Origin of the sequence: Acidovorax sp. ACV02 (assembly GCF_014851475.1) — a bacterium.
GTDB classification, from domain to species: domain Bacteria; phylum Pseudomonadota; class Gammaproteobacteria; order Burkholderiales; family Burkholderiaceae_C; genus Acidovorax; species Acidovorax delafieldii.
Genome location: NZ_JACUZU010000014.1, coordinates 45,956 through 67,725, shown reverse-complemented (window position 1 = coordinate 67,725; position 21,770 = coordinate 45,956). Strand labels below are relative to the sequence as shown.

Genomic DNA, 21,770 nt, shown 5'->3' with positions numbered 1-21,770 from the left:
GTGCCTCGGTCTCGATGCCGTGGTCGTTGAGCGTGCGCACGACTTCGATGCCGGCGAGCACGCCGTAGTTGCCATCGAACTTGCCGCCGGTGGGCTGGGTGTCGATGTGGCTGCCGGTCATGATGGGTGGCAGGTTGTTGTTGCGCCCGGGGCGGCGCATGAAGCCGTTGCCGATCTTGTCGATGGCGACGGTCATGCCTGCCTCGCGCGCCCAGCGGGTGACGAGGTCGCGGCCTTGTTTATCGAGGTCGGTGAGGGTCAAGCGGCACACGCCGCCCTTGGGGGTGGCGCCGATCTGCGCCAGCTCCATGAGCGATGCCCACAGGCGTTCGCCGTTGATGCGCAGGTTCTCGATGTCGGGTTTGACTTTCGTTTCCATGGTGTTGCTCTCCGTCGGTTCAGCGGGCAACCGCTGTGGGGGCCAGGTCCTGCGCACGCTTTTGTACGGCCTGGAAGTTAGCGCCAAACGCGGGGCGCTTGATGTAGCGGCCCTTGCCCTGCTCGGCCCGCAGGTCGCCGTTGGCAAACACCACGCGGCCCTGGCTCACGGTGTGGCTGGGGATACCGCGCACGGTGCGACCTTCAAAGATGTTGAAGTCGCCCTTGCTGAACTGGGTCTTGGCGGAGAAGGTCTTGGTGCCTTGCGGATCCCATAGCACCAGGTCGGCATCGGCGCCTTCGCCGATGTAGCCCTTGCGCGGGTAGATGTTGAACAGCTTGGCCGCGTTGGCCGAGGTAATGGCCACGAACTCGGATGGGGTGAGGCGCCCCGTGTTCACGCCGCCATCCCACAGCGCGGCCATGCGCTCTTCCACGCCGCCCGTGCCGTTGGGGATCTTGGCGAAGTTCTCTTTGCCCATGGCCTTTTGCGCGGCGCAGAAGGTGCAGTGGTCCGTGGCCGTGGTGTGCAGTTGGCCCGACTGCAGGCCGCGCCACAGCGCCTCCTGGTGGCCCTTGGGGCGAAAGGGCGGGCTCATCACATAGGCGGCGGCCTTGGCAAAGTCAGGATCACGGTACACGCTGTCGTCCACCAGCAGGTGGCCTGCCAGCACCTCGCCGTACACACGCTGGCCGCGCGCACGGGCGCGGGCAATGGCGTCGGCCGATTCCATGCAGCTCACGTGGACCACGTAGATCGGCACGCCCAGCACATCGGCAATGGCGATGGCGCGGTTGGCGGCTTCGGCCTCCACCATCGGTGGGCGCGACAACGGATGGCCCTCAGGCCCGGTGATGCCCATCTTGGCGACCTCCTGCTGCAGCAGGTACACCAGCTCACCGTTCTCGGCGTGCACCGTGGGCATGGCGCCCAGCTCCAGCGCGCGCTTGAAGCTGTTCACCAGGGTTTCGTCGTCGCACATGATGGCGTTCTTGTAGGCCATGAAGTGCTTGAAGCTGTTCACCCCCTCCTGCTGCACCAGCGTGCCCATGTCGGCGCGCACCTGCTCGCTCCACCAGGTGATGGCGACGTGGAAGGAATAGTCGGCAGCCGACTTCTCCGCCCAGCCCCGCCACTTGCGATAGGCGTCCAGGATGGGTTCCTGCGGGTCGGGGATCACGAAGTCGATGATGCTCGTGGTGCCGCCAGCCAATGCGGCTGCCGTGCCGGTGAAGAAGTCGTCCATGGTGACGGTGCCCATGAACGGCAGCTGCATGTGCGTGTGCGGGTCGATGCCGCCGGGCAGCACGTACTGGCCGCTGGCGTCCAGCGTCTGCGCACCTGCGGGGGCCTGGGCCGCAGCGTCGTCCCCCACGGCCACGATGCGGCCATCGACACACAACACATCGGCGCGCTGTTCACGGTCGGCGTTGACCACGGTGCCACCGCGGATCACAAGGGCTTGGCTCATGGGGGTCTCCTTCAGGGATACGGATCAATTCAAAAAAAGGGACCCTGCGCTGGCACCAGGCCCAGGCAGGGTCCAGGGCGTCACTTCTTCTTGGCGGTCACGTAGTAGTAGGTGCCAGCCACCGCCAGGCTGAAGAACCAGCCCGCATCGAACAGCGACAACCAGATGGCGGGCATGCCTGCCTTGTCCACCACGCCCGATACCGCCAGGTAGCCCGGCAGGCAGGGCAGCACGCCCAGCGCGAAGGCGATCAGGGCTTGCAGGTTCCAGCCGTTGCTGTACTCGTATTCGCCGCCACGGCGGTACAGGTCGTCCACCTTCAGTTCGCTCTTGCGCACCAGGTAGTAGTCCACCAGCAAAATGCCCGCAATCGCGCCCAGCAGCGTGCCGTAGCCGCCCAGCCAGGTGAAGAGGTAGCCGCCCGAGGTGGCCAGGATCTTCCAGGGCATGAACACCAGACCGATCAGCGCAGCGATCACGCCGCCCATCCGAAAGCTGATCTTGGAAGGCGCACACTGGCTGAAGTCATACGAAGGCGACACCAGATTGGCAGCCACGTTGGTCGTCAGGTTGGCCAGCAGGATCACCAACAGGCCCAGGCCTGCAGCCACGCTGCCCATCTGGGTGAGCAGGCCATCAGGGAACAGTTGCGCCTTGCCATACAGGATGGCCGAGGCCGAGAAGCCGATCACGCCCACCATGGAAAACAGCGCCATGGGAATCGGCAGGCCGATGGCCTGGCCCACGACCTGGTCCTTCTGCGATTTGGCAAAACGGGTGAAGTCCGGGATGTTGAGCGCGAGCGTGGCCCAGAAGCCGACCAGTCCCGTCAGCGCCGCCCAGGTCTTGGGACCGCCTTCCACCACCTTGGCAGGCAGATTGAAGAGCTGGCCCGAGGGCACCTTCATCATCAGCACCACCACGAACAGCAGCGAGGCACCAATCATCAGCGGCGCGGCAATCACTTCCAGCAGGCGGATGGACTCCGGCCCCTTCCAGATGAAGTAGATGTGCACTGCCCAGAACGCCAGGAAACACATGAACTGCGAGGTGCTGATGGTCTCGCCATCTGCCGGGCCTGCGAGCCCCATGCCCAGGATGTTCAAGAAGCCATGCAGCGCCAGCGCGCCAAAGTAGCAGTTGATGGAGAACCAGCCACACGCCACCAGGCCACGCAACACGGCGGGCAGGTTGGCGCCTTTGACGCCAAACGATGCACGCGCCAGCACCGGGAAGGGAACGCCGTACTTGGGCCCCACGCGCCCGATGAGCACCATGGGCACCAGCACGATGCAGTTGGCCAGGAACACCAGCCACACGGCCATCTGCCACGTGAAACCCTGGTCCAGCATGGAGCTGGCCATGGTGTAGGTGGGTACACACACGACCATGCCCACCCAGAGTGCGGCAAAGTCCTTCCACGTCCAGTGTCGCTGCGCGGCGGTGGTGGGGAGCAGATCTTCATTGGCGAGCGTGTTGGATGCATCGCCGGGCATCAGCCCCGCCACATGGGCCGCGCTGCCGGTACTGTTGGTCATGCCTGTACTCCTGTCAAAGACGTCGTTGGGGTTGCACACAACCCACCGTCTGGTCCGGCGCCCTCACGCTGGCAGATGGCGGGCAAAGGGAAGCGAGCGATGCTAGAGATCACGCAAGAACTGCACCAGATGCAGTGCAACATGCGTTGCAAATCGGCACCACAACGGGTGCTGTCACAACGCCTTGCAAGGTCTGTGGCAAATGCACGCAGGAGGCGCATATCAAGCCGCGGCAGACACGCGCTGCGGGTTGTTGGGATGCGTGGTCCAGTTGGCGTATTCGCCCGTCACCGTCTTGCCCGTGCGCACATCGACTTCACCCGGCTCCAGCGCGCGCATGGTGATGCACTCGGGCACGGGGCAGATCGACACGCACAGGTTGCAGCCCACGCATTCGGCCTCGTTGATCTCGAACTTGCGCACACCGCCCTCCTTGGTGAAGGTGATGGCCTGGTGCGAGGTGTCTTCGCACACCACATGGCAGCGGCCGCACTGGATGCAGGCATCCTGGTTGATGACAGCCTTTTCGATGTGGTTGAGGTTGAGGTTCTTCCAGTCCTTGACCGTGGGCACGGCCTGGCCCTTGAAGTCGTCGAGCGTGGCATACCCGTGCTCGTCCATGAAGTTCGACAGCCCGTCGCACATGTCCTGCACGATCTTGAAGCCATACACCATGGCGGCCGTGCACACCTGTACCGTGCCGCAGCCCAGCGCTATGTACTCGGCCGCGTCGCGCCAAGTGGTGATGCCGCCGATGCCGCTGATGGGCAGGCCAGCGGTCTGCGCGTCGCGTGCAATCTCGGCCACCATGTTCAGCGCAATCGGCTTGACGGCCGGGCCGCAGTAGCCGCCGTGCGAGCCCCAGCCGTCCGTGCTCGGGCTCATCACCATGCGGTCCAGGTCCACGCCCATGATGGAGTTGATGGTGTTGATGAGCGACACCGCATCGGCCCCGCCCGCCTTGGCAGCGCGTGCGGGCTGGCGCACGTCGGTAATGTTGGGGGTGAGCTTCACGATCACGGGCAGCTTGCTGTAGTGCTTGCACCAGGCCGTGACCATCTGGATGTATTCAGGCACCTGACCCACGGCCGCGCCCATGCCACGCTCGCTCATGCCGTGCGGGCAGCCGAAGTTGAGTTCAATGCCGTCGGCGCCGGTGTCTTCCACGAGCGGCAGGATGGCCTTCCAGCTCTGCTTCTCGCACGGCACCATCAGTGAGACGATCATGGCGCGGTCGGGCCAGTTGCGCTTGACGCGTTTGATCTCTTCGAGGTTGGTCTGCAAAGGCCGGTCGGTGATCAGCTCGATGTTGTTCAGGCCGATCACGCGGCGGTCTTGCGACATGAGTGTGGAGTAGCGCGGGCCGTTGACGTTGACCACGGCCGGGTCTTCGCCCAGCGTCTTCCACACCACGCCGCCCCAGCCCGCCTCAAAGGCGCGGGTGACGTTGATCTCTTTGTCGGTGGGCGGTGCGGAGGCCAGCCAGAAGGGGTTAGGGCTTTGGATGCCCAGGAAATTGCTGCGAATGTCTGCCATGGGGTGCTCCCGTGAAAACTGGGGTGAAGGGGTTCAAGCCATCAATGCGGCGTGGATGGACACAGCGGCGACCTTGCCGTGCTCCACCGCCTCCACCGTGAGGTCGCGGCCGCCCACACGGCAGTCGCCACCGGCCCATACACGCGGCAGGCTGGTCTGGCCTTCGGCATCGGTGGCGATGCGCCCGCCCTCCAGTGCAATGCGGTTGCCCACCGGCTCGGCCACAAAGGTCTGGCCAATGGCCTTGAGCACCATGTCGGCGTCCAGCGTGAAGGTCTCGCCGGTTTCCACCAGCTTGCCGCCGCTCAGCGCCGTGGCGGCAAAGCGCACACCCTTCACTGCACCGTTTTCGCTCAGCACCTCATTCGGTGCCGCCCAGTGGCGGATGGTCACACCATTCGTCTGCGCCCATTGTTGCTCCACGGCCGATGCCGACATGGCCTCGGCGCCCCGGCGGTAGACGATGGTCACTTCTTCGGCGCCCAGCTTGCGCGACTGCACGGCGGCATCCACCGCCGTCATTCCGCCACCAATCACCACCACGCGGCGGCCCACGGGCAGGGTCGAGAGGTCGGTGCTCTGGCGCAGCTCGGCAATGAAGTCCACCGCATTGCGCAGACCGGTGACCGTGGGCTCAGCCACGCCCAGCGCGTTCACGCCCTGCAGGCCCAGGCCTAGGAACACAGCGTCGTAAGCGCCCAGCAGGCTGTCGAGCGTGATGTCACGGCCCAGTTGCTGGCCGGTGCGCACCTCAATGCCACCGATGGACAGCAGCCACTCCACTTCCTTCTGCGCAAAGTTGTGGGTGGTCTTGTAGCTGGCCAGGCCATATTCGTTGAGGCCGCCGAGCTTGGGGCGCGCCTCGAACAGCACCACGTCATGCCCGCGCACGGCCAGGCCATGCGCACAGGCCAGGCCCGCAGGCCCTGCGCCCACCACGGCCACGCGCTTGCCGGTGACGGCTGCGCGCTGGAACAGCGGTGCACCGGGCTGGGCAAAGAAGGCGTCGGTGGCGTAGCGCTGCAGTGAGCCGATCTCCACCGGCTTGTCTTCGTTGGTGTTGCGCACGCAGGCCTGCTCGCACAGCACCTCGGTGGGGCACACCCGAGCGCACATGCCACCCAGCGGGTTCGCCTCCAGGATGGCGCGGGCCGCGCCCCGGTTGTTGTCCTGCGCAATGCGGTGGATGAACGACGGGATGTCGATGCCCGTGGGGCAGGCCGTGGCGCAGGGGGCGTCGTGGCAGTAATAGCAGCGCTCGGCCTCGATCAGCGCCTGCGGGCGGGTGAGCGGCGGGTGTGCGTCGCTGAAGTTCACGGCGTAGTCGGCCAGGTTCAGGCGTGCGGCATGAATGCCGCAGGCACGGCTTGCGAGTGTGTCCATCAGGTTTCCTCCGAGAGGGTCAGGGTGGGGGTCTGGGCGCCCATGGGGCGTGCAAGCGCACGCCGCGCAGCGTTGGAGCGCCAGCCAGTGGCGCCAACCAATGCGGCACCGGCGTGAATGCTGGTGCCCGCAAACTTCGGAGGTTTCATCGTGGTCCTCGCTGTGGGGTGCAGGTGCCCGCTGCTTTGCGACGGCGGTACCCTGCGTTGTGGGTCAATTTACCAACCCGTAAAAATTTACCAATTGGTAAAATCCCTACAGCAAACCGCGTGCCAGCCTCCAGCCAGCCAATTGCCAGTTTTCAGGCCCCGGCTTGTTCCACAATGGTGCAATGACTGCAGCCCGCCCGTCCCCTGCCCCCCCGCCCCCGCGCCCCCGCAAGGCGGCCCTCCCGCCCGCCCACGACGAGTCCGCCCCCCGCGCCCCCACGGCCTCGCGGTTGCTCAAGGAGCAGGGCATCCTTACCGAGGCAGAGAATCAGTTTGCGCAATTCGGCTTTGAGGGCGCATCGCTGGAGAGCATTGCCGCCGCCATCGGCATCAGCCGCCACAACCTGCTGTACTACTTCCCGAGCAAGGAAGCGCTGTACCAGCGGGTGCTGGACGATGTGCTCACCCAGTGGCTGGCGGGCATGGAAGACCTGTCGCACAGCGATGACCCCCAGCAGGCGCTTCGGCGCTACATCCGCGCCAAGCTGCACTATTCGCGCACCCGCCCCCAGGGCGCCAAGGTGTTCACCAAAGAGGTGATTGCGGGTGCACCACGGTATGGCACGGCCATCACCGAACGCGTGGCACCGCTGCTCAAGACCGAGGTGCGCACCTTCGAGCGCTGGGCGCGCGAGGGCCGCATTGCCAAGGTCAACTTCACGCACCTGATGTTCATCATCTGGTCGGTCACCCAGGCGTATGCGGAGCAGGAAGCCCAGTTCGCCCTGCTGCTGGGCAAGCCCGCCCTGACCGAGCGCGACTACGAAAAAGCCGAGGAACTGATCGTGCGCATGGTGCTGAGCGCGCTGGCGCCCGATGCGGTGGCCTAAGCCAGCAAGGTGCACCAAACGCTATATAAAAGATAGCTGCCAGCACAATCAATACATGCGCTTGGGGCCAATTTCTTCACTTATTGGCGTCAAGCACCCAATGTTTTCAGCCGCCGGTACAGCGATCGCTCGCTGATGCCCAGCCGCCGCGCCAGGGCTAAACGGCTGCCCTGGTGGGCAGCCACGGCCTGGCGCAGGGCCTCGTCGTCGGGCAAGGGGCTGCGGCGTGGCAGCCCCGCTAGCGCAACCGATACAGGCAGCACCCCTGCGCCCTGAGCCACCGCACCCGCGAGCGGGGGCAGACCACAGGCAAGCGCTTGCTGCACATGCTCCGCGCCGATGCTGTCGCCATCGCACAGCAAGGCGGTGCGCTCCAGCAGGTTGCGCAGCTCCCGCACATTGCCGGGTTAGGGCTGCGCCTCCAGCAAGGCCAGCGCAGCGCCAGACAACTGCAGCGCACGGTGCGGGGGCGCCACGCGCTCCAGCAGCGCGCGTGCCAGCAAAGCGGTGTCCCCTTGGCGTTCGCGCAGCGGTGGCAGATGGATGGGGAAGGTGCTCAGGCGGTAATACAGGTCTTCGCGAAAGTGCCCTGCGGCCACCATGTGCTGCAGGTTGCGGTGCGTGGCTGACACCACGCGCAGGTCGGCATGCCGCAGCTCGGTGCTGCCCACGCGGCGGTAGGTGCCGGTCTCCAGCAGGCGCAGCAGCTTGACCTGCAGCGGCAGGGGAATGTCGCCCACTTCGTCCAGAAACAGCGTGCCACCGTCTGCCGCCTCCACCAGCCCCGGCCGGGCCTGGGCCGCGCCGGTGAACGCCCCTTTCTCATGCCCGAACAGCTCGGACTCGAACAGCGCCTCGGGCATGCTGGAGCAGTCCACGGGCACCAGCGCCCGCCGCGCGCGCAGGCTGCCCTGGTGCACTGCATGGGCCACCAGCTCCTTGCCCGTGCCCGACTCGCCCAGCAGCAACACCGCAGCCCGCGAAGGTGCCACCCGCGCCACGAGCCCCAGCATCTTCTGGAACGCGGGCGAACGTCCGATGAGCCCCTGCGCGGACGGCACCGGCTGCGCCGCCACCGGCAAAGGCACCATCTTTTCCACAAAGAACCCCGTGGTGCCCTCCGCCCCCGCCACCGGTGCCAGCTCGATCTGCACATATTCCTCACCCTGGGCCGTGTGGTGCACATGAAGCACCCGTTCGCGTTGCCCCGAGGCGCGCGCCTGCGCCAGCGGACAGGACTCGCCCGCCTGGTCACAGGGCACGCTGGCATGGTGGGACACAGCGTGGCAGGTGCGCCCCACCACGCTGCCCCCCGCGCCGCCAGCCGTACCGAACAGGCGGCGATAGGCGCCATTGGCCGCCAGGATGCGATAGCGGCCGTCCAGCAGGATGTGCGGATCGGCCAGGCCTTCCAGGAAGGACACCAGTTCTGCGGGTGGTGCGGGGAGATGGGGCATGGAAAAACCTTGGTACATGCAAGGGCCCTGACGGTGCACCGGTTTCGGCAGCGGGCCTTTGATCTATGCCATGCGGACTGCAATGGATGGCAGTTGGCAGCCGGTTTGGCAGACAGGGGGCCGCGAATCCGGCCACGGCCGGGCCCGCAGCGCGCGGGAAAGCCTCGCCTCGCGCGCGCAACCCATTGAATTCACGGGCCTTTCAAGCAGCACGCGCCATGGCACGCAGGTCTTGCGGGCGATGGCACGCGGTTTGCGGTAAGCCATAGCCGTCCGCAGCGATGCGGGTGGTGGCTGTCACCCCGGCGAGAGCCTTTTCTGTGCCACAGCCCGTCCCGTCCTCCTTCTCAGAAAGCACCCCATGGCTCTCCACCCCGCCACACCCAATAGCCACCGTCCTGGCACAGAGGGCGATCCCGCTGCAGAGCGTCGGCAGCTGGTGCTGCTGACGGCGGCCACAGGCTGCGTGGCGGCGGCAGGGGTCGCCGTGCCCCTGGTGTCCAGCCTGGCCCCCAGCGAACGCGCGCGGGCCATGGGCGCCGGCGTGGAGGTGGACATCAGCGACCTGCCACCCGGCGGCGTAAAGACGGTGGAATGGCGCGGCAAGCCCGTGTGGATCATGCGGCGTACGCCCGAGATGCTGGCCGCCCTGCCGCAACAAGACGCAGCACTGGCCGACCCCGCCTCGCGCAAGGACCAGCAACCCGAGTACGCCCGCAACCCGCAACGCTCCATCCGCTCGGAGGTGTTTGTCACCGTGGGCATCTGCACGCACCTCGGCTGCTCCCCCACCGCCGTGCCCGCAGGCACCTCCAACCCCAGCGTGGGCGACCAGTGGCAGGGCGGCTTCTTTTGTCCCTGCCACGGCTCCACCTTCGACCTGGCGGGCCGCGTCTTCAAGAACAAGCCCGCGCCCACCAACCTGGAGGTACCGCCGCACCGCTATGTGTCCGACACCCGGCTGCTCATCGGGGACGACGCTGCCTGAGCGACAGGCGGCAGCCTGGGGCGGCACATTCCCGGTTCAGCTTCGCGTCACACCTGCTTCTGTTGCCACAGCACATCCAGCACATGCTGGGTGGCGCGCTCCACCGGGCCCGCGCGGTGGGCGATGCCCAGGGGGCGCCACAGCCGGGGCTGCACAGGCAGCATGCGAATGCGCGGGTCCAGCGGCGTGGCGGTGGATGCCTCGTGTGGCAGCAGCGTGGCTCCGTAGCCCGCAGCCACCAGGCTCTTGATGGCATCGTTGTAGTTGAGCTGGATGCGCGCCTTGGGCGGCTCGCCCGCCAGAGCCAGCCAATCGCTCGTCAGGCGTGACAGGCTGGTGCCGTCATCGTTCAGGATCAACGGCTGCCCCGCCAGCCACTGGGGGGTGACCCTGCGGGGTGCCTCCCAGAACGAGGGGACGAACGCCATCACGGGGTCGCGCCGCCACGGCATCACCGTCACCCCGCGCACCGAGGCCATGGGCAAGGCCACCAGGCCCACATCCAATGCCCCCAGCGCCAGCCGCGACACAGTCTCCTGCGACGTGAGCACCAGCACCTGCACATCGATGCCGGGGTGGTACTGGCCCAGCACTTCCAGCGCCTGGGGCAGCAGGTGCGCGATGGCGCCGGTGGACGCGCCCAGCCGCACCCGCCCCTCCAGCCCCTGCACCTGGCGCCGCACCAGGTCCATGGCCTCGTCGGCATCGGCCAGCAAACGCCGCGCCCGCTCCACCAGAACCTCCCCCGCGCCGGACGGCCGCACCTCGCCCCGCTTGCGCACCAGCAACGGCGCACCGATCAAGGCCTCCAGGTCGGCAATGTGCAGGCTGACCGTGGGCGGCGCCAGGTGCAGCGTGCGGGCAGCTTCAGCGAAAGACCCGAGGTCAGCGATGGTGACCAGGGTACGCAGCCGATCGAGATTGAGTTCGCGCATGACATTCAGTAGAACTGATCTTGATGTTTGTGAAATTCAACTTTTCAAATTTTAGACCGGCGCTGAAGATTCCCACATCCCATCTCCCACCCCTGCCAGGAATCCGCACCATGACCACCCAGCCCCTTGTTTTTATTGACGGCGACCAAGGCACCACCGGCCTGCAAATCCACCAGCGCCTGCACGGCCGCACAGATCTGCAGCTGCTGACACTGCCCGAAGCCGACCGCAAGAACCGCACCCGCCGCGCCGAAGCCATCAACAGCTGCGACATCGCCATCCTGTGCCTGCCCGACGCCGCCGCCCGCGAAGCCGTGGCCGCCATCCACAACCCCTCGGTGCGGGTGATCGACGCCAGCTCGGCCCACCGCACGGACGCGCAATGGGTTTATGGGTTCCCTGAGATGGATGCGGCGCAGGCCGCGCGCATCGCCAACGCGCAACGCGTCAGCAACCCCGGCTGCTACCCCACAGGCGCCATCGCCCTGCTGCGGCCCCTGGTGCAGGCCGGCTTGTTGCCTGCCGACCATGCGCTCACCATCCATGCGGTGTCGGGGTATTCCGGCGGTGGGCGTGCCCGGGTGCAAGCACACGAAGGCCCCGAAGCAGCCAGTGCGCCCGCCTTCCAGGTCTATGGGCTGCAGCTGGAGCACAAACACACGCCCGAGATCGCGCAGCACGCCGGGCTGTCGCAGCGCCCGTTTTTTCTGCCCTCGTACGGCGCCTTCCGCCAGGGCATCGTGCTGACCATCGGGCTGCATCTGCGGCAGCTCGCGCCCGGAGCGCGAGGCGAACACCTGCACGCCTGCCTGCAGCAGCACTATGCCGGCGCCACCTTTGTCGAGGTGATGCCCCCCGCCACCACCGAAGCGGCCGAGCATCTGGACCCGCAAGCCCTGAACGGCACCAACCGGCTGCAGCTGGGGGTGTTCAGCAATGCCCGCCACGGTCAGGTGTTGCTGACCGCCGTGTTTGACAACCTGGGCAAGGGTGCCTCGGGGGCGGCGGTGCAGAACCTGGATCTGATGCTGACAAGTGGAGGTTAAGCCGACCGAGCGTGGCGCGAATGCTGGACATCACCGGTGCGGTGCAGCAATGGCGTCCGTCAATACGCGAACGCGCGCAAGCCCGATGTTTTTAAACACTTTTTCACAGTTCGTCGTACCTTTTGCTCTGCTACACTGACCCGGCACTTTGCCTCCCGCTCGGGTTGGCGCCTCCCACCTTCTCCCTGAAGCCCTTTCATGGCTGAATCCGGCAAAGCACCCTATTTTTTCGCATTGATCGTGTTGTTGGCCGTGTTGGGCGTATACCTGCCAACATTGAGCAACGAGCTGCTGTTTGACGACCTGCGGCTGACCGAAGGCTCCATCTTTGGCGTGTACGGGAGCTTGCTGGATGTCAAGCAACGCATGATTTCGTATGGCAGCTTCGTATGGATAGAGCAGATCTTTGGCGCTGGCTGGTGGAAGCAGCGTATTGTCAACATCGTGCTGCATCTCGGCGTAGTAGCGGCCATGTATGGCTTCTTCAAAGCGCTCCTGAGCCAGACTCGCTTTCCTCAGGACATTGAAGAGCAAACACACTTTGCATCCTCTCAGCGCGCCGCCTTGCGGGTGGGAGTAGCACTGTTTGCCCTGCATCCCATGGCAGCCTATGCGGTGGGCTATCTGATACAGCGGTCTATCCTCATGGCTACGTTGTTCGCGGTGCTCGCTTGCTGGGCATTCGTACGCGGACTGCAAACGCAGCGTGTTGCGTGGTACGGGGGTGCACTGCTGAGCTACCTGCTCGCCGTGTTATCCAAGGAACACGCGGTCATGACTATTGCTCTTGCAGTGCCTCTCTACATTCATATCAAGCGGCCGGGCTGGAAAGAGATCGCGGCTTTGATGGGCGGCACGCTGTTGCTTCTGGCTGTGGTCACAGGAGTTCTCCTGCACTTTTACGGCAACGTTGTCGGCCGACTCTTTGACGAGCAGTCTCTGGCTTTTGCCCAGCAGCTGGAGGCACTGCAACCGGGGGTCACGCAGCGGATGTTTCCGCTGAGCATCCTCAACCAGGCGGCACTCTTCTTTGCTTACGGACTGCTGTGGGTCGTGCCTTATGTGGGATGGATGTCAATTGACCTGCGGCCGGCCTTCCCGCTGGGGTTTGCATCGTCATGGCACATAGTGGGTGGGTTGGGGTACGCAACCCTGCTTGTGGGTACCACGTGGCTGCTGTTGCGACGCACCGGAGCGCTGAGCCTCGTAGCGCTGCTCCTGCTTCTTCCCTTAGTATGGTTTGCCACGGAGTTTTCGACCATTTGGGTGCAGGATCCGTTCGTGCTATACCGCAGCTATCTCTGGGGTGTGGCCCTGCCTGGATTGCTGGCCATAGCGCTCACAGGCTTCAAACCACGCACGATCTACACACTGGGTATCGTGCTTGGATTGGTGTTTGGCGCCCTTGCCCTTGAACGCAACCTCTCGCTGGCTGACGAAGTAACCGCCTGGACTGACGCGGCCGAAAAGACCAACCTCAAGGCCCCCGCCAACGCCGTAGGGCGTAGCCGCCCATTCTTGAATCTGGGCGCCTTTTACATACGCAAAGGCATGCTTGAGCAAGCGGAGCGGAATATTGCCACGGCATCTGCACTGCGCGACCGAGGAGAACTGGGCAGCGGTGCGGTCTTCAATTCGGGCGTCATTCTTCAACTCAAAAAGAAACATGCCGAAGCCCTTCAGGCGTTTTCAACAGCCGAGGAACAAGGCTATTCCGAGCCTGGTTTGTATTTTCACAAAGCCGAATCTCAGGCCGCCTTGGGGCAATTTGTACCCGCACTAGAAAACTTTCGCATTGCACTAGCCAAGGTAGAGAAAGACCCGCAGCAACAGAGCGTAGTACCAACCATTCGTATCCGACTGGTCGAAACAGCTATGGCCGCTCAACGGTACGACGAAGCCATCGGCGGATTCAAAGTGTTGCTTCAAGCCAATCCCAACGACCCCAGGCTACGGCTAGGCCTGGGCATGGCGTTAGTGGGCAAGGGGGAAGCGCAAGTCGCCATTGGAATCTTTGACCAACTCATCGCATCCCATCCGGGAGCCCCCGTCTATTACGGCCGGGCATTGGCGCGCCATCAAGCGGGTCAAGGTGCCGACAGCCTGAAAGATCTTGATGAAGCGATCAGACTGGATCCGCGGAACGCTCAGTACGGCCAAATGCGGGCAATCATTGCGGCCGCCAAAAGACGATAGTCACTCATAAATCAGGCTGGCATTCTTGTGGCGTTGCGCGTATTGCACATTGGTAAGTTCTATCCTCCGCACCGGGGTGGCATGGAGGTATTCCTTGCCGACCTCGTCAATGAACAACGAGCCTCTGGAATCGAGGCAGTAGCGATTGTGCACGGCTCGCCCGAGCCAGATGATCCGCCGTGGATCAAACGTGTCCCCGTGCAACTCCAGTTTGTCTACGCTCCGCTGGCGATGGGTTTTCGCGCCGCATTGGCCCAGGCTATCAAACAGCACAAGCCTGATGTGCTTCATCTGCACATGCCCAACAACTCGGCGCTATGGGTTTTGACACTGCGCGAGGCACGCTCGATCCCATGGGTGGTGCATTGGCAGTCTGACGTAGTGGTGTCACGCATTCGTGTCGCCATTGCACTGGCTTATAGGCTATACCGCCCTTTTGAACAGGCTGTATTGGGACGTGCAGCGCGCATTATCGCGACTTCGCCGCCTTACCTCGAAGCGAGCGAGCCGCTGCAGGCTTGGCGCGCCAAATGCGCTGTCATCCCATTGGGACTTGAGGCACCGAATGGGCCAATTACAGACGCATCCTTGGTTGCACGCTCCAGTCACTGGGTGGCAGGCAAACTTCGCCTGCTCTCCATCGGGAGGCTAACCTATTACAAAGGCTTCGAAACTCTGATCGCAGCAGCGGTTGGCGTGGCAGATGTGGAGCTACTGATCGTGGGCGACGGCGAGCTCCGTGGTGAGCTGCAAGCTCAAATCGACAAGCTAACTCCTCAGGGCCAAACACCCAACGTACGGCTGCTTGGCAATGTAGACGATGCTGAAAAAATCGTCTTGCTCCAAAGCTGTGACGTGTTCTGCCTCGCGTCTCGCGAACGGACTGAAGCTTTTGGCATGGTCCTGCTGGAAGCCATGCAACACGCCAAGCCGTGCATTGTTTCATCTCTTGCCGGTTCTGGAATGCCCTGGGTTCTACAAACCGCAAATGCAGGGATTCAAGCGCCCCAGGAAGATGTAACGGCATGGGCCACGGCGATCCAACAGATGCAAGCCAATCCTCACCTGCGCCAACAATGGGGGGAGTCAGGGCGACGAGCGTTGCAGAAGCACTTCTCCATAGGAGGCTGCGCGCAGGCCATCTACAACCAATACAGAGTGGCCGCTCCCGAAGCCGTCCTCGACACACCTTCCGGCAAGGACTTGCTCATCGTCATACCGGCTCGCAACGAAGCCGCGACCATTGGCGACCTGCTTCACCGATTGGACGCAGAGGGATGGCGTGATGTTTTGGTGATCAACGATCAAAGCACCGACGATACCCAGGCCATCGCGAGCGCGGCAGGCGCTCAGGTGCTCAGCCCCACCTTGCCCGTGGGTGCTTGGGGAGGAATGCAATTAGGCATCCGATACGCGCTTCGACACGGATATCAGGCCGTAATCACCATGGACGCAGATGGGCAGCATGAGGTCGACGAAATACCCACATTGCTCCAAGCGCGGCAGCAGGCTGACCTCGTTGTAGGAGCCTTCCCCGAAAGAGCCAGCCCATTACGCCAATTGGCCTGGAACTGGTTCAGACATCTCGCTGGCTTCGATCTCCGTGACTTGACATCTGGCTTCCGCCTATACAACCGCCAGGTTCTGGAGGTTCTAGCCTCGCGCGAGGCTACGCTGCTTGACTATCAGGATCTCGGTGCGCTGCTACTTGTGCGCCGCGCTGGCCTCCAGATCACCGAAATCCCTGTCAACATGAACATGCGCACCATAGGGAAATCGCGTATTTTCAATTCATGGCTCAACGTGGCGAAATACATGCTCGCCACTAGCCTGCTCTGCTTGGCGCGCTGGGATCTTCGTTCGCGCAGCACCCCGTAGGACAAGGTCAGGCATAAAAGCTCGCGGGATGGACTGTTGCGCTCCAGCCGCTTTGCACATATTTGTTAACAATACAAAGATTAACCACCATAATCTTTGAAACAGTCTGCTTCTTTGACTCAGGAGTTGGGTTGCACCCACGATCTGCGCGTCTCGCGTTGACTTCATGGCTGTGTGCCGGGAAAAGACAACCAACATGAGAATGAAAAAATAATGCGTCTATCTATCTCAGCATGGCGCTCTTCGATAGCCGTTTTGTCTGTCACCGCGCTGGCAATGTTTTGCGGGCAAGCGTATGCACAGCAAGTGATGCAACTTGTCCCCGGGCAGGCGCCGTCCGATAGAACCGCCCTGGCGGCATTGAGTGTCAAGCCCGGGGAATCACTGCGGATCGAAAACCTCCGCGTCAACGACGCTAGCCCCACCGTAGTGAACTTGGAGTTGCGCCGCTCAGAGGTGGTAAGCGCAGGGACCCAATACACCGTGGTTGATGAGAAGGGTCGTCGCGCCTACCCACTGGCCGTCAACGCCCACTTTGTGGGGGTTGTGCAAGGCAAGCCAGACAGCTATGCCTTTGCGACAGTGTCCCCCGATGGTGAAATCCGCACCATCATTCATCAGGACAAAGATACGCTGTTGAACGAGTTGGTGCCGGCACGCAGTAGCGGAGACGGCAAAGCGGTTTCGCGGGCGGTGGACCATCAAAGGGATTTCGTCAACAGAGAGTTTTCTTGCGGCGTGACACCAGCCTTCCTGCAAAGCGACCCGACCCAGCGCAAACTTCTTTTCCAACAAGTTTCGAACACTGGTGAATCAGGCTCTTCGCAAGCCATCAGTGAAAAGGCCGGTACCCAACGCAGGGCAGACATCATTATTGATAGCGACTATGAGTTTTACCAGCTCAAAGGGACTGAAGCCGCTGCATTCAATTATGCGGTAGACCTGTTCACTTACGTTGGCACCCGGTACCAATCGGAAGTCTCTACCCGATTCAATTTGAAGCAGATCATTATTCGGACGAGCACAGTTGGCCCATGGACTGCGACAGATACGAGTTCCATGTTGACACAGCTTCGCGATTACGGAAACGGCGGCGCCTATTCCCCGCAAACATGGCACCATGTTCACCTGCTGAGCGGTAAGCCGGCTGGTGGTGGTATTGCATATGTCAACACGCTAGGGGTCCCCACCTACGCATACGGGGTTAGCGCGTCACTTGCAGGCAATTTCACACCATCAAATCCTCAAGTGATTTGGGACTCTGTGGTCGTAGCCCATGAAATCGGCCATGCATTCGGAAGCTCTCACACCCACGATTACGACAACCCCGCCGTAGTGCCGTCTCCTAATACGGGCGGTGCTATTGATTGCTGCTACTCAGGTAACGCGACCGGCCAATGCGGTGTTGCCTTGGGTGGAGCTGGCCGTTATGGTTATTTGCCAGGTCTAAGTTCGACCACCGGAGGTGGTGCTGGTCAAAGCAACGGCACCATCATGAGCTACTGTCATCTGCTATCAGGCGGAATGAGCAACATTGCGTGGTCATTTGGTACAGGGCATCCGTATGGGGTCAACGCTGGGCGAGTGCCCATAGTCATGACTGGACAAGCACAGACCTACCTACCTCTAGACGCTTCCAGCACGTACGATGTATACGTCACAAAAGCAGGTGCTGGTGCAAGTACAGGCACGGTTACCAGCGCACCCGCAGGTATTAACTGCGGCACTGACTGCACCGAGGCATTTGCAGTTGGCACTTCTGTGACCCTATCGGCCACTGCAGGGGCGGGCTATGTTTTTGCAGGTTGGTCTGGAGCAGGATGTTCCGGTACAGGCACTTGCACTGTCACGGTGGACTCGTACAAAAGCATCACGGCCACCTTCAACACGCCGCCTGTAGGTGTACTTTCCATCGCAAAAATTGGCACCGGAGCAGGAACGGTAACGCGATCGGGTGGTGCCCTTAACTGCGGGTCAACCTGCACAGAATCTTTTACCCCTGGCGCTACTGTCACGCTTACAGCAACGCCAGCGGCCGGTAGCACTTTTGCAGGCTGGAGTGGCGGAACCTGCACGGGCACGGGATCTTGCTCATTCACGATCAACGCCAACACCACTGTCAACGCCCAGTTCAACCTCAGTTCGGGCGGCACCACGTCCACCCCCCTGCTCCAAAGCAATTTGTCGGGCAGCGCGGGTTCGAACCAGTATTTTTCCGTAGTCGTACCCACCGGTGCTACGAATCTTGTTATTCAAATGAATGGCGGATCTGGGGATGTTGACCTGTATGTCAAGTTCAATCAAGTTCCAACGCTGAGTTCGTACGACTGCCGGCCGTATCTAGACGGCAACTCCGAGATCTGTACTTTTGCCACCCCTAGCGCAGGTACTTACCACATTATGCTCAGTGGCTATCAGCAGTTTAGCGGGGTGACACTTGCAGCCAGTTATCAAACGAATAACCCTACCAATCCAAGCGACATCAGCACAATTATTAATCTCTTACTTCTAGATTGAAAACATACCCAAAGAGGAAATGATGAACTCCAAGAAATTAATCTCTGTTTTCGCTGTAGCTATCAGTGCACTGTGGGGAAACACTGTACAAGCTCAAACATTTTATATTGAGGAGGATCCGATCTATCTCCGCTTTGAACAGTACACTGGTTCTGCAGGTATACTTTCGTTCTGGCGCTTGCCAACTCCCGGGGTTTCAACGTTTCCAGGTGGAAGTTGCACCAACCTAAAAATCCCTGCCGATCGCCCGGAGCAATCTTCGAGATTTATGGCACTTTATCTGTTCTCAAAGACCAACAATAAAAAGATTTTCTATTTGTACAATACAACATCTTGCGTCATGGTCAGCTTTGGGACCAACGGCTGATGGCAAATAAAATTAGAAACCACAGAAAATAGAAAAATTCAACAGTTTAAATAATTTAAAGCGAGTGTCTGTCGCGTACATCTCGCTCAAAATTCGCAACGAATTCTCTTCAGTCAAATTATTTAAACTTGAGTTCCATGCAGATTATCTTGCGCCGAGCATCCAGCGCAAGGTTTCCTCCAGCGGTGGAACATCCCAGTCGCCGATCAAATCGCGCAATCTGGCCGAACTACCGCTTAGTGAAAGAACCTCGTTGGCGCGCACGAAGGCGGGATTGATCTGCACCTGCAAGCAATGGCTTGAAATGTGTTCCGCCATATGCAGAACTTCTCTCAGCGAGTGTGTGCGTCCAGAACATACGTTGACTGTCGCACCAGCTGGACGTACTTCCAGTAGCCTGCGATAGGCGCGGACAACAGCGCGCACATCCGAAAAGTCGCGCCAAACATTAAGATTCCCCAACTGGATGGACTCCGCTCGCTTGCGGAAATGGGCGACAATTTTAGGCAATAGAAAGTTTTCAGACTGCCCCACACCGGTGTAGTTGAATGGCCTGACGATAACGATTGGAAGTTGCTCCATCCACAGTCGCGCCATAAACTCCATGCCGACTTTACTCACAGCGTAGTCGTTCGCCGGATTTAGGGGGAAATCCTCGGTCAAGACCCCCTCTGTTGTATTGCCATAGACATTGGCACTACTGGCAAGTAACACACACTGGAGCTTGTGCCGAACGCCAGCAAGCGCGGCCAACAAATTCCGCGTGCCAAGCAGATTAGTACGGTAAAACGCATCTGCATCACTGTGCCCCACGAAGGCGATGGCCGCCAAATGCACTACTGCATCAGGCTGCACCTCCTCCACAACAGCCCGAAGGTCAGATGCATGGAGTAGATCTACGCAGCGATAGCGAAGATCAGCCTCATCGGGTTGACTCCCTACACCCCAGACATCCCATCCATTCGCCTCCAACTCCGCAGCAAGGTACGTCCCAGTAAACCCTTTTATTCCAGTTATCAGCACTTTCGGCTGGGCCATGTAGCTCATCTCCAATCGTCAGAAAGAGAATCCAGTCTGGTTGCGCCTCATATCTGCTTCCACCATCATCTGACACAATTTTTCGAGTGTTACCGTCGGCTCCCACCCTAGCTTGGCTCTGGCCTTTGCAGGATCCCCAATGAGTAACTCGACTTCTGCTGGGCGATAGAACCTCGGATTTACGCGCATGACCGTCTTACCCGTAGCAGTATCTACAGCCAATTCATTCTCGGCGGTTCCCACGAAATCCACATCAATACCTGCTCCTTTGAATGCCATGCGGACAAAATCGCGAACGGTTTCGGTACGGTTAGTAGCTAATACGAACGTATCTGGCTCATCAACTTGCAGCATACGCCACATACCCTCGACATACTCTTTGGCAAAACCCCAGTCCCGCTTAGCATCAAGGTTTCCCAGCTCGAGCACATCGATCTTTCCAAGCTTGATTTTGGCAACCCCGTCGGTGATCTTACGAGTTACAAACTCTCGACCGCGCAAAGGACTTTCGTGATTAAATAAGATCCCACTGCTCCCGAATATTCCATAACTTTCTCGGTAATTGATCGTCATCCAATGCGCGTAAAGTTTGGCGACCCCGTATGGACTGCGAGGATAGAAAGGCGTACTTTCCACCTGAGGGACCGCCTGAACTTTGCCAAACATCTCTGAAGTACTGGCCTGGTAAAACCGAATACCTGGGTCGACAAGGCGAATGGCCTCCAATAGATTCAGCGCCCCGATGCCTGTAATTTGAGCTGTTGCGCTCGGCTGCTCGAATGAAACCCCAACAAAACTCTGTGCGGCCAAATTATAAATTTCGCTAGGCTGAACCTTTTGCAGCAATGCAATACTTGCGCCAAGATCGGTAAGATCGTGCTCAACCAGATGAAGATTCGAGTGAGTTTCGACCCCTAGTTCTTCCAATCGCCAAAAATTGACCGAACTAGTACGCCGATAAGCGCCATAGACAGCATAGCCCTTCGACAACAGAAGCTCAGCCAGATAAGCACCGTCTTGCCCAGTAATTCCGGTAACAATTGCCTTCTTCATGATTTAATTTTATTAGTCATTTTAGAATAAATGAGTAGAACCCCTTCGGGCTAGCCTCTGCCAAAAACTCAAACATATCGCAACCGGAGTAAAGCTCTTCCCCATTCAATTCGGCAAATCTAAGTCGATCCATCCACATATCCACATCAATACCGCGACTACAAAGATGCCCAAGATGGAGCTCAAGGTGTGAATACTGAGCGCGCTTCAAAATTTCAATATAACACGGACACCTCAGCAGATCGAATTCATATCCTTCGATATCGGTCTTAACGAAGTCAAAATTCAAATCGTGCATTCGATCAATACGAAAACCACGGAGCGGCATAGTCATAAAGTCGACCAGCATCTTGGAATTCTCATCACCTACGGACGCGTTAGATGCGAGCACCGCAAATGGAACAACATTAACAATTTTTATTACACCATTAAGGAAGCAGTTAAATATCCCAATAGCAACATTTAGTATGGATGGCTCATAAGAAACAACTTCCTCTGCGCCGCGCTGCAAGGCATAGTAGCATGCCCATACCATCTGATGCCCACCAAGATCCAAATAGCGATTAGATTTTCGAAAAAGCCCGCGCTTCGATTCCAAGAGAAAATCAAAAGCGTGCTCAGCGCCGTCGCGCCCATACCACTCTAATGATTGCTCATTAACTATAGCGACCGACAGTGCTTCATCGCTATCAAACTGAAATTTTCGAATATATGGTTTTTTCAAAAAGTGATGCCCAGAACTTAACTTTCCGGCAAGTAATTGCTCAAGGCCATCCTTAAATTCAATCACAGCTTGTGACCAATCTCCACCTTGAGCCTCAAGCAATGCAATTTCAGAAAACCCCAGTTCGCCACCCGATATGTCAATATTATGAGCCCGGAACGCCGCGCCCATTTTTTCAACATATATTTTGTAATCATCTGCTAAAGACATTTGAGCTCCTCCAAG

16 protein-coding genes and 2 pseudogenes are annotated in these 21,770 nt (G+C 60.4%); 7 read left to right on the top strand and 11 right to left on the bottom strand.

Annotation, left to right across the window (positions count from 1 at the left end; all coding sequences use genetic code 11):
- The 6 genes and pseudogenes from IB236_RS23575 to IB236_RS23550 form a co-directional block, all read right to left on the bottom strand.
- Positions 1-379, bottom strand: a pseudogene (locus IB236_RS23575) (Zn-dependent hydrolase); the annotation flags it as partial.
- Between the two features lie 19 nt (positions 380-398).
- On the bottom strand, positions 399-1,850 hold the full coding sequence (gene hydA, locus IB236_RS23570) for a dihydropyrimidinase (protein ID WP_192422422.1): 1,452 nt from the start codon (positions 1,848-1,850) through the stop codon (positions 399-401).
- Between the two features lie 80 nt (positions 1,851-1,930).
- Entirely contained in the window at positions 1,931-3,388 is a 1,458-nt protein-coding gene (locus IB236_RS23565; RefSeq protein WP_192422421.1) for an NCS1 family nucleobase:cation symporter-1, read from the bottom strand.
- A gap of 222 nt (positions 3,389-3,610) precedes the next feature.
- Positions 3,611-4,924, bottom strand: a complete 1,314-nt coding sequence (preA, locus tag IB236_RS23560; RefSeq protein ID WP_192422420.1) for an NAD-dependent dihydropyrimidine dehydrogenase subunit PreA — start codon at positions 4,922-4,924, stop codon at positions 3,611-3,613.
- A 33-nt stretch (positions 4,925-4,957) separates the two neighbouring features.
- Positions 4,958-6,307, bottom strand: coding sequence for an NAD(P)-dependent oxidoreductase (locus tag IB236_RS23555; RefSeq protein ID WP_192422419.1), 1,350 nt, complete (start codon positions 6,305-6,307; stop codon positions 4,958-4,960).
- A complete protein-coding gene (locus IB236_RS23550) occupies positions 6,307-6,456 on the bottom strand; it encodes a hypothetical protein (RefSeq protein ID WP_158276436.1) in 150 nt (49 codons plus the stop codon). Before IB236_RS23550 ends, IB236_RS23555 begins: the two co-directional genes overlap by 1 nt.
- A gap of 182 nt (positions 6,457-6,638) precedes the next feature.
- Between IB236_RS23550 and IB236_RS23545 the strand changes: the two genes are divergently transcribed.
- Positions 6,639-7,346: a TetR/AcrR family transcriptional regulator gene (locus tag IB236_RS23545; RefSeq protein WP_192422418.1), complete on the top strand. Its 708-nt coding sequence runs from the start codon at positions 6,639-6,641 to the stop codon at positions 7,344-7,346.
- Positions 7,347-7,435: 89 nt separating this feature from the next.
- On the opposite strand, the pseudogene IB236_RS23540 reads toward IB236_RS23545, so the two are convergent.
- Positions 7,436-8,803 (bottom strand): annotated as a pseudogene (locus IB236_RS23540) (sigma-54 interaction domain-containing protein).
- Between the two features lie 361 nt (positions 8,804-9,164).
- Here IB236_RS23540 and petA point away from each other — a divergent pair.
- Positions 9,165-9,791, top strand: a complete 627-nt coding sequence (gene petA / locus IB236_RS23535) for a ubiquinol-cytochrome c reductase iron-sulfur subunit (RefSeq protein WP_192422417.1) — start codon at positions 9,165-9,167, stop codon at positions 9,789-9,791.
- 47 nt (positions 9,792-9,838) lie between these two features.
- Here the strand turns inward: petA and IB236_RS23530 are convergent, their stop codons facing one another.
- Positions 9,839-10,726: a LysR family transcriptional regulator gene (locus IB236_RS23530; RefSeq protein WP_192422416.1), complete on the bottom strand. Its 888-nt coding sequence runs from the start codon at positions 10,724-10,726 to the stop codon at positions 9,839-9,841.
- Between the two features lie 110 nt (positions 10,727-10,836).
- Between IB236_RS23530 and argC the strand changes: the two genes are divergently transcribed.
- The 5 genes from argC (at position 10,837) to IB236_RS23505 (ending at position 18,730) form a co-directional block, all read left to right on the top strand.
- Complete coding sequence (argC, locus tag IB236_RS23525) at positions 10,837-11,772, top strand: N-acetyl-gamma-glutamyl-phosphate reductase (protein WP_146869910.1); 936 nt, start codon at positions 10,837-10,839, stop codon at positions 11,770-11,772.
- A gap of 198 nt (positions 11,773-11,970) precedes the next feature.
- On the top strand, positions 11,971-13,968 hold the full coding sequence (locus tag IB236_RS23520; protein ID WP_192422415.1) for a tetratricopeptide repeat protein: 1,998 nt from the start codon (positions 11,971-11,973) through the stop codon (positions 13,966-13,968).
- Between the two features lie 81 nt (positions 13,969-14,049).
- Positions 14,050-15,846 (top strand): glycosyltransferase, encoded by a 1,797-nt coding sequence (locus tag IB236_RS23515; protein WP_192422414.1) that lies wholly within the window; start codon positions 14,050-14,052, stop codon positions 15,844-15,846.
- Between the two features lie 174 nt (positions 15,847-16,020).
- Positions 16,021-18,363 (top strand): pre-peptidase C-terminal domain-containing protein, encoded by a 2,343-nt coding sequence (locus IB236_RS23510; protein WP_192422413.1) that lies wholly within the window; start codon positions 16,021-16,023, stop codon positions 18,361-18,363.
- 22 nt (positions 18,364-18,385) lie between these two features.
- Positions 18,386-18,730 (top strand): hypothetical protein, encoded by a 345-nt coding sequence (locus tag IB236_RS23505; protein WP_192422412.1) that lies wholly within the window; start codon positions 18,386-18,388, stop codon positions 18,728-18,730.
- 144 nt (positions 18,731-18,874) lie between these two features.
- On the opposite strand, the gene IB236_RS23500 is transcribed toward IB236_RS23505, so the two are convergent.
- From IB236_RS23500 to IB236_RS23490, 3 genes are read right to left on the bottom strand one after another with little or no spacing between them, the layout of a single operon-like run.
- Positions 18,875-19,768 (bottom strand): GDP-mannose 4,6-dehydratase, encoded by an 894-nt coding sequence (locus IB236_RS23500; protein ID WP_370539945.1) that lies wholly within the window; start codon positions 19,766-19,768, stop codon positions 18,875-18,877.
- Between the two features lie 18 nt (positions 19,769-19,786).
- A complete protein-coding gene (gene gmd, locus IB236_RS23495) occupies positions 19,787-20,821 on the bottom strand; it encodes a GDP-mannose 4,6-dehydratase (protein WP_192422410.1) in 1,035 nt (344 codons plus the stop codon).
- 16 nt (positions 20,822-20,837) lie between these two features.
- Positions 20,838-21,755, bottom strand: coding sequence for an FkbM family methyltransferase (locus IB236_RS23490; protein WP_192422409.1), 918 nt, complete (start codon positions 21,753-21,755; stop codon positions 20,838-20,840).
- Between the last annotated feature and the right edge of the window lie 15 nt (positions 21,756-21,770).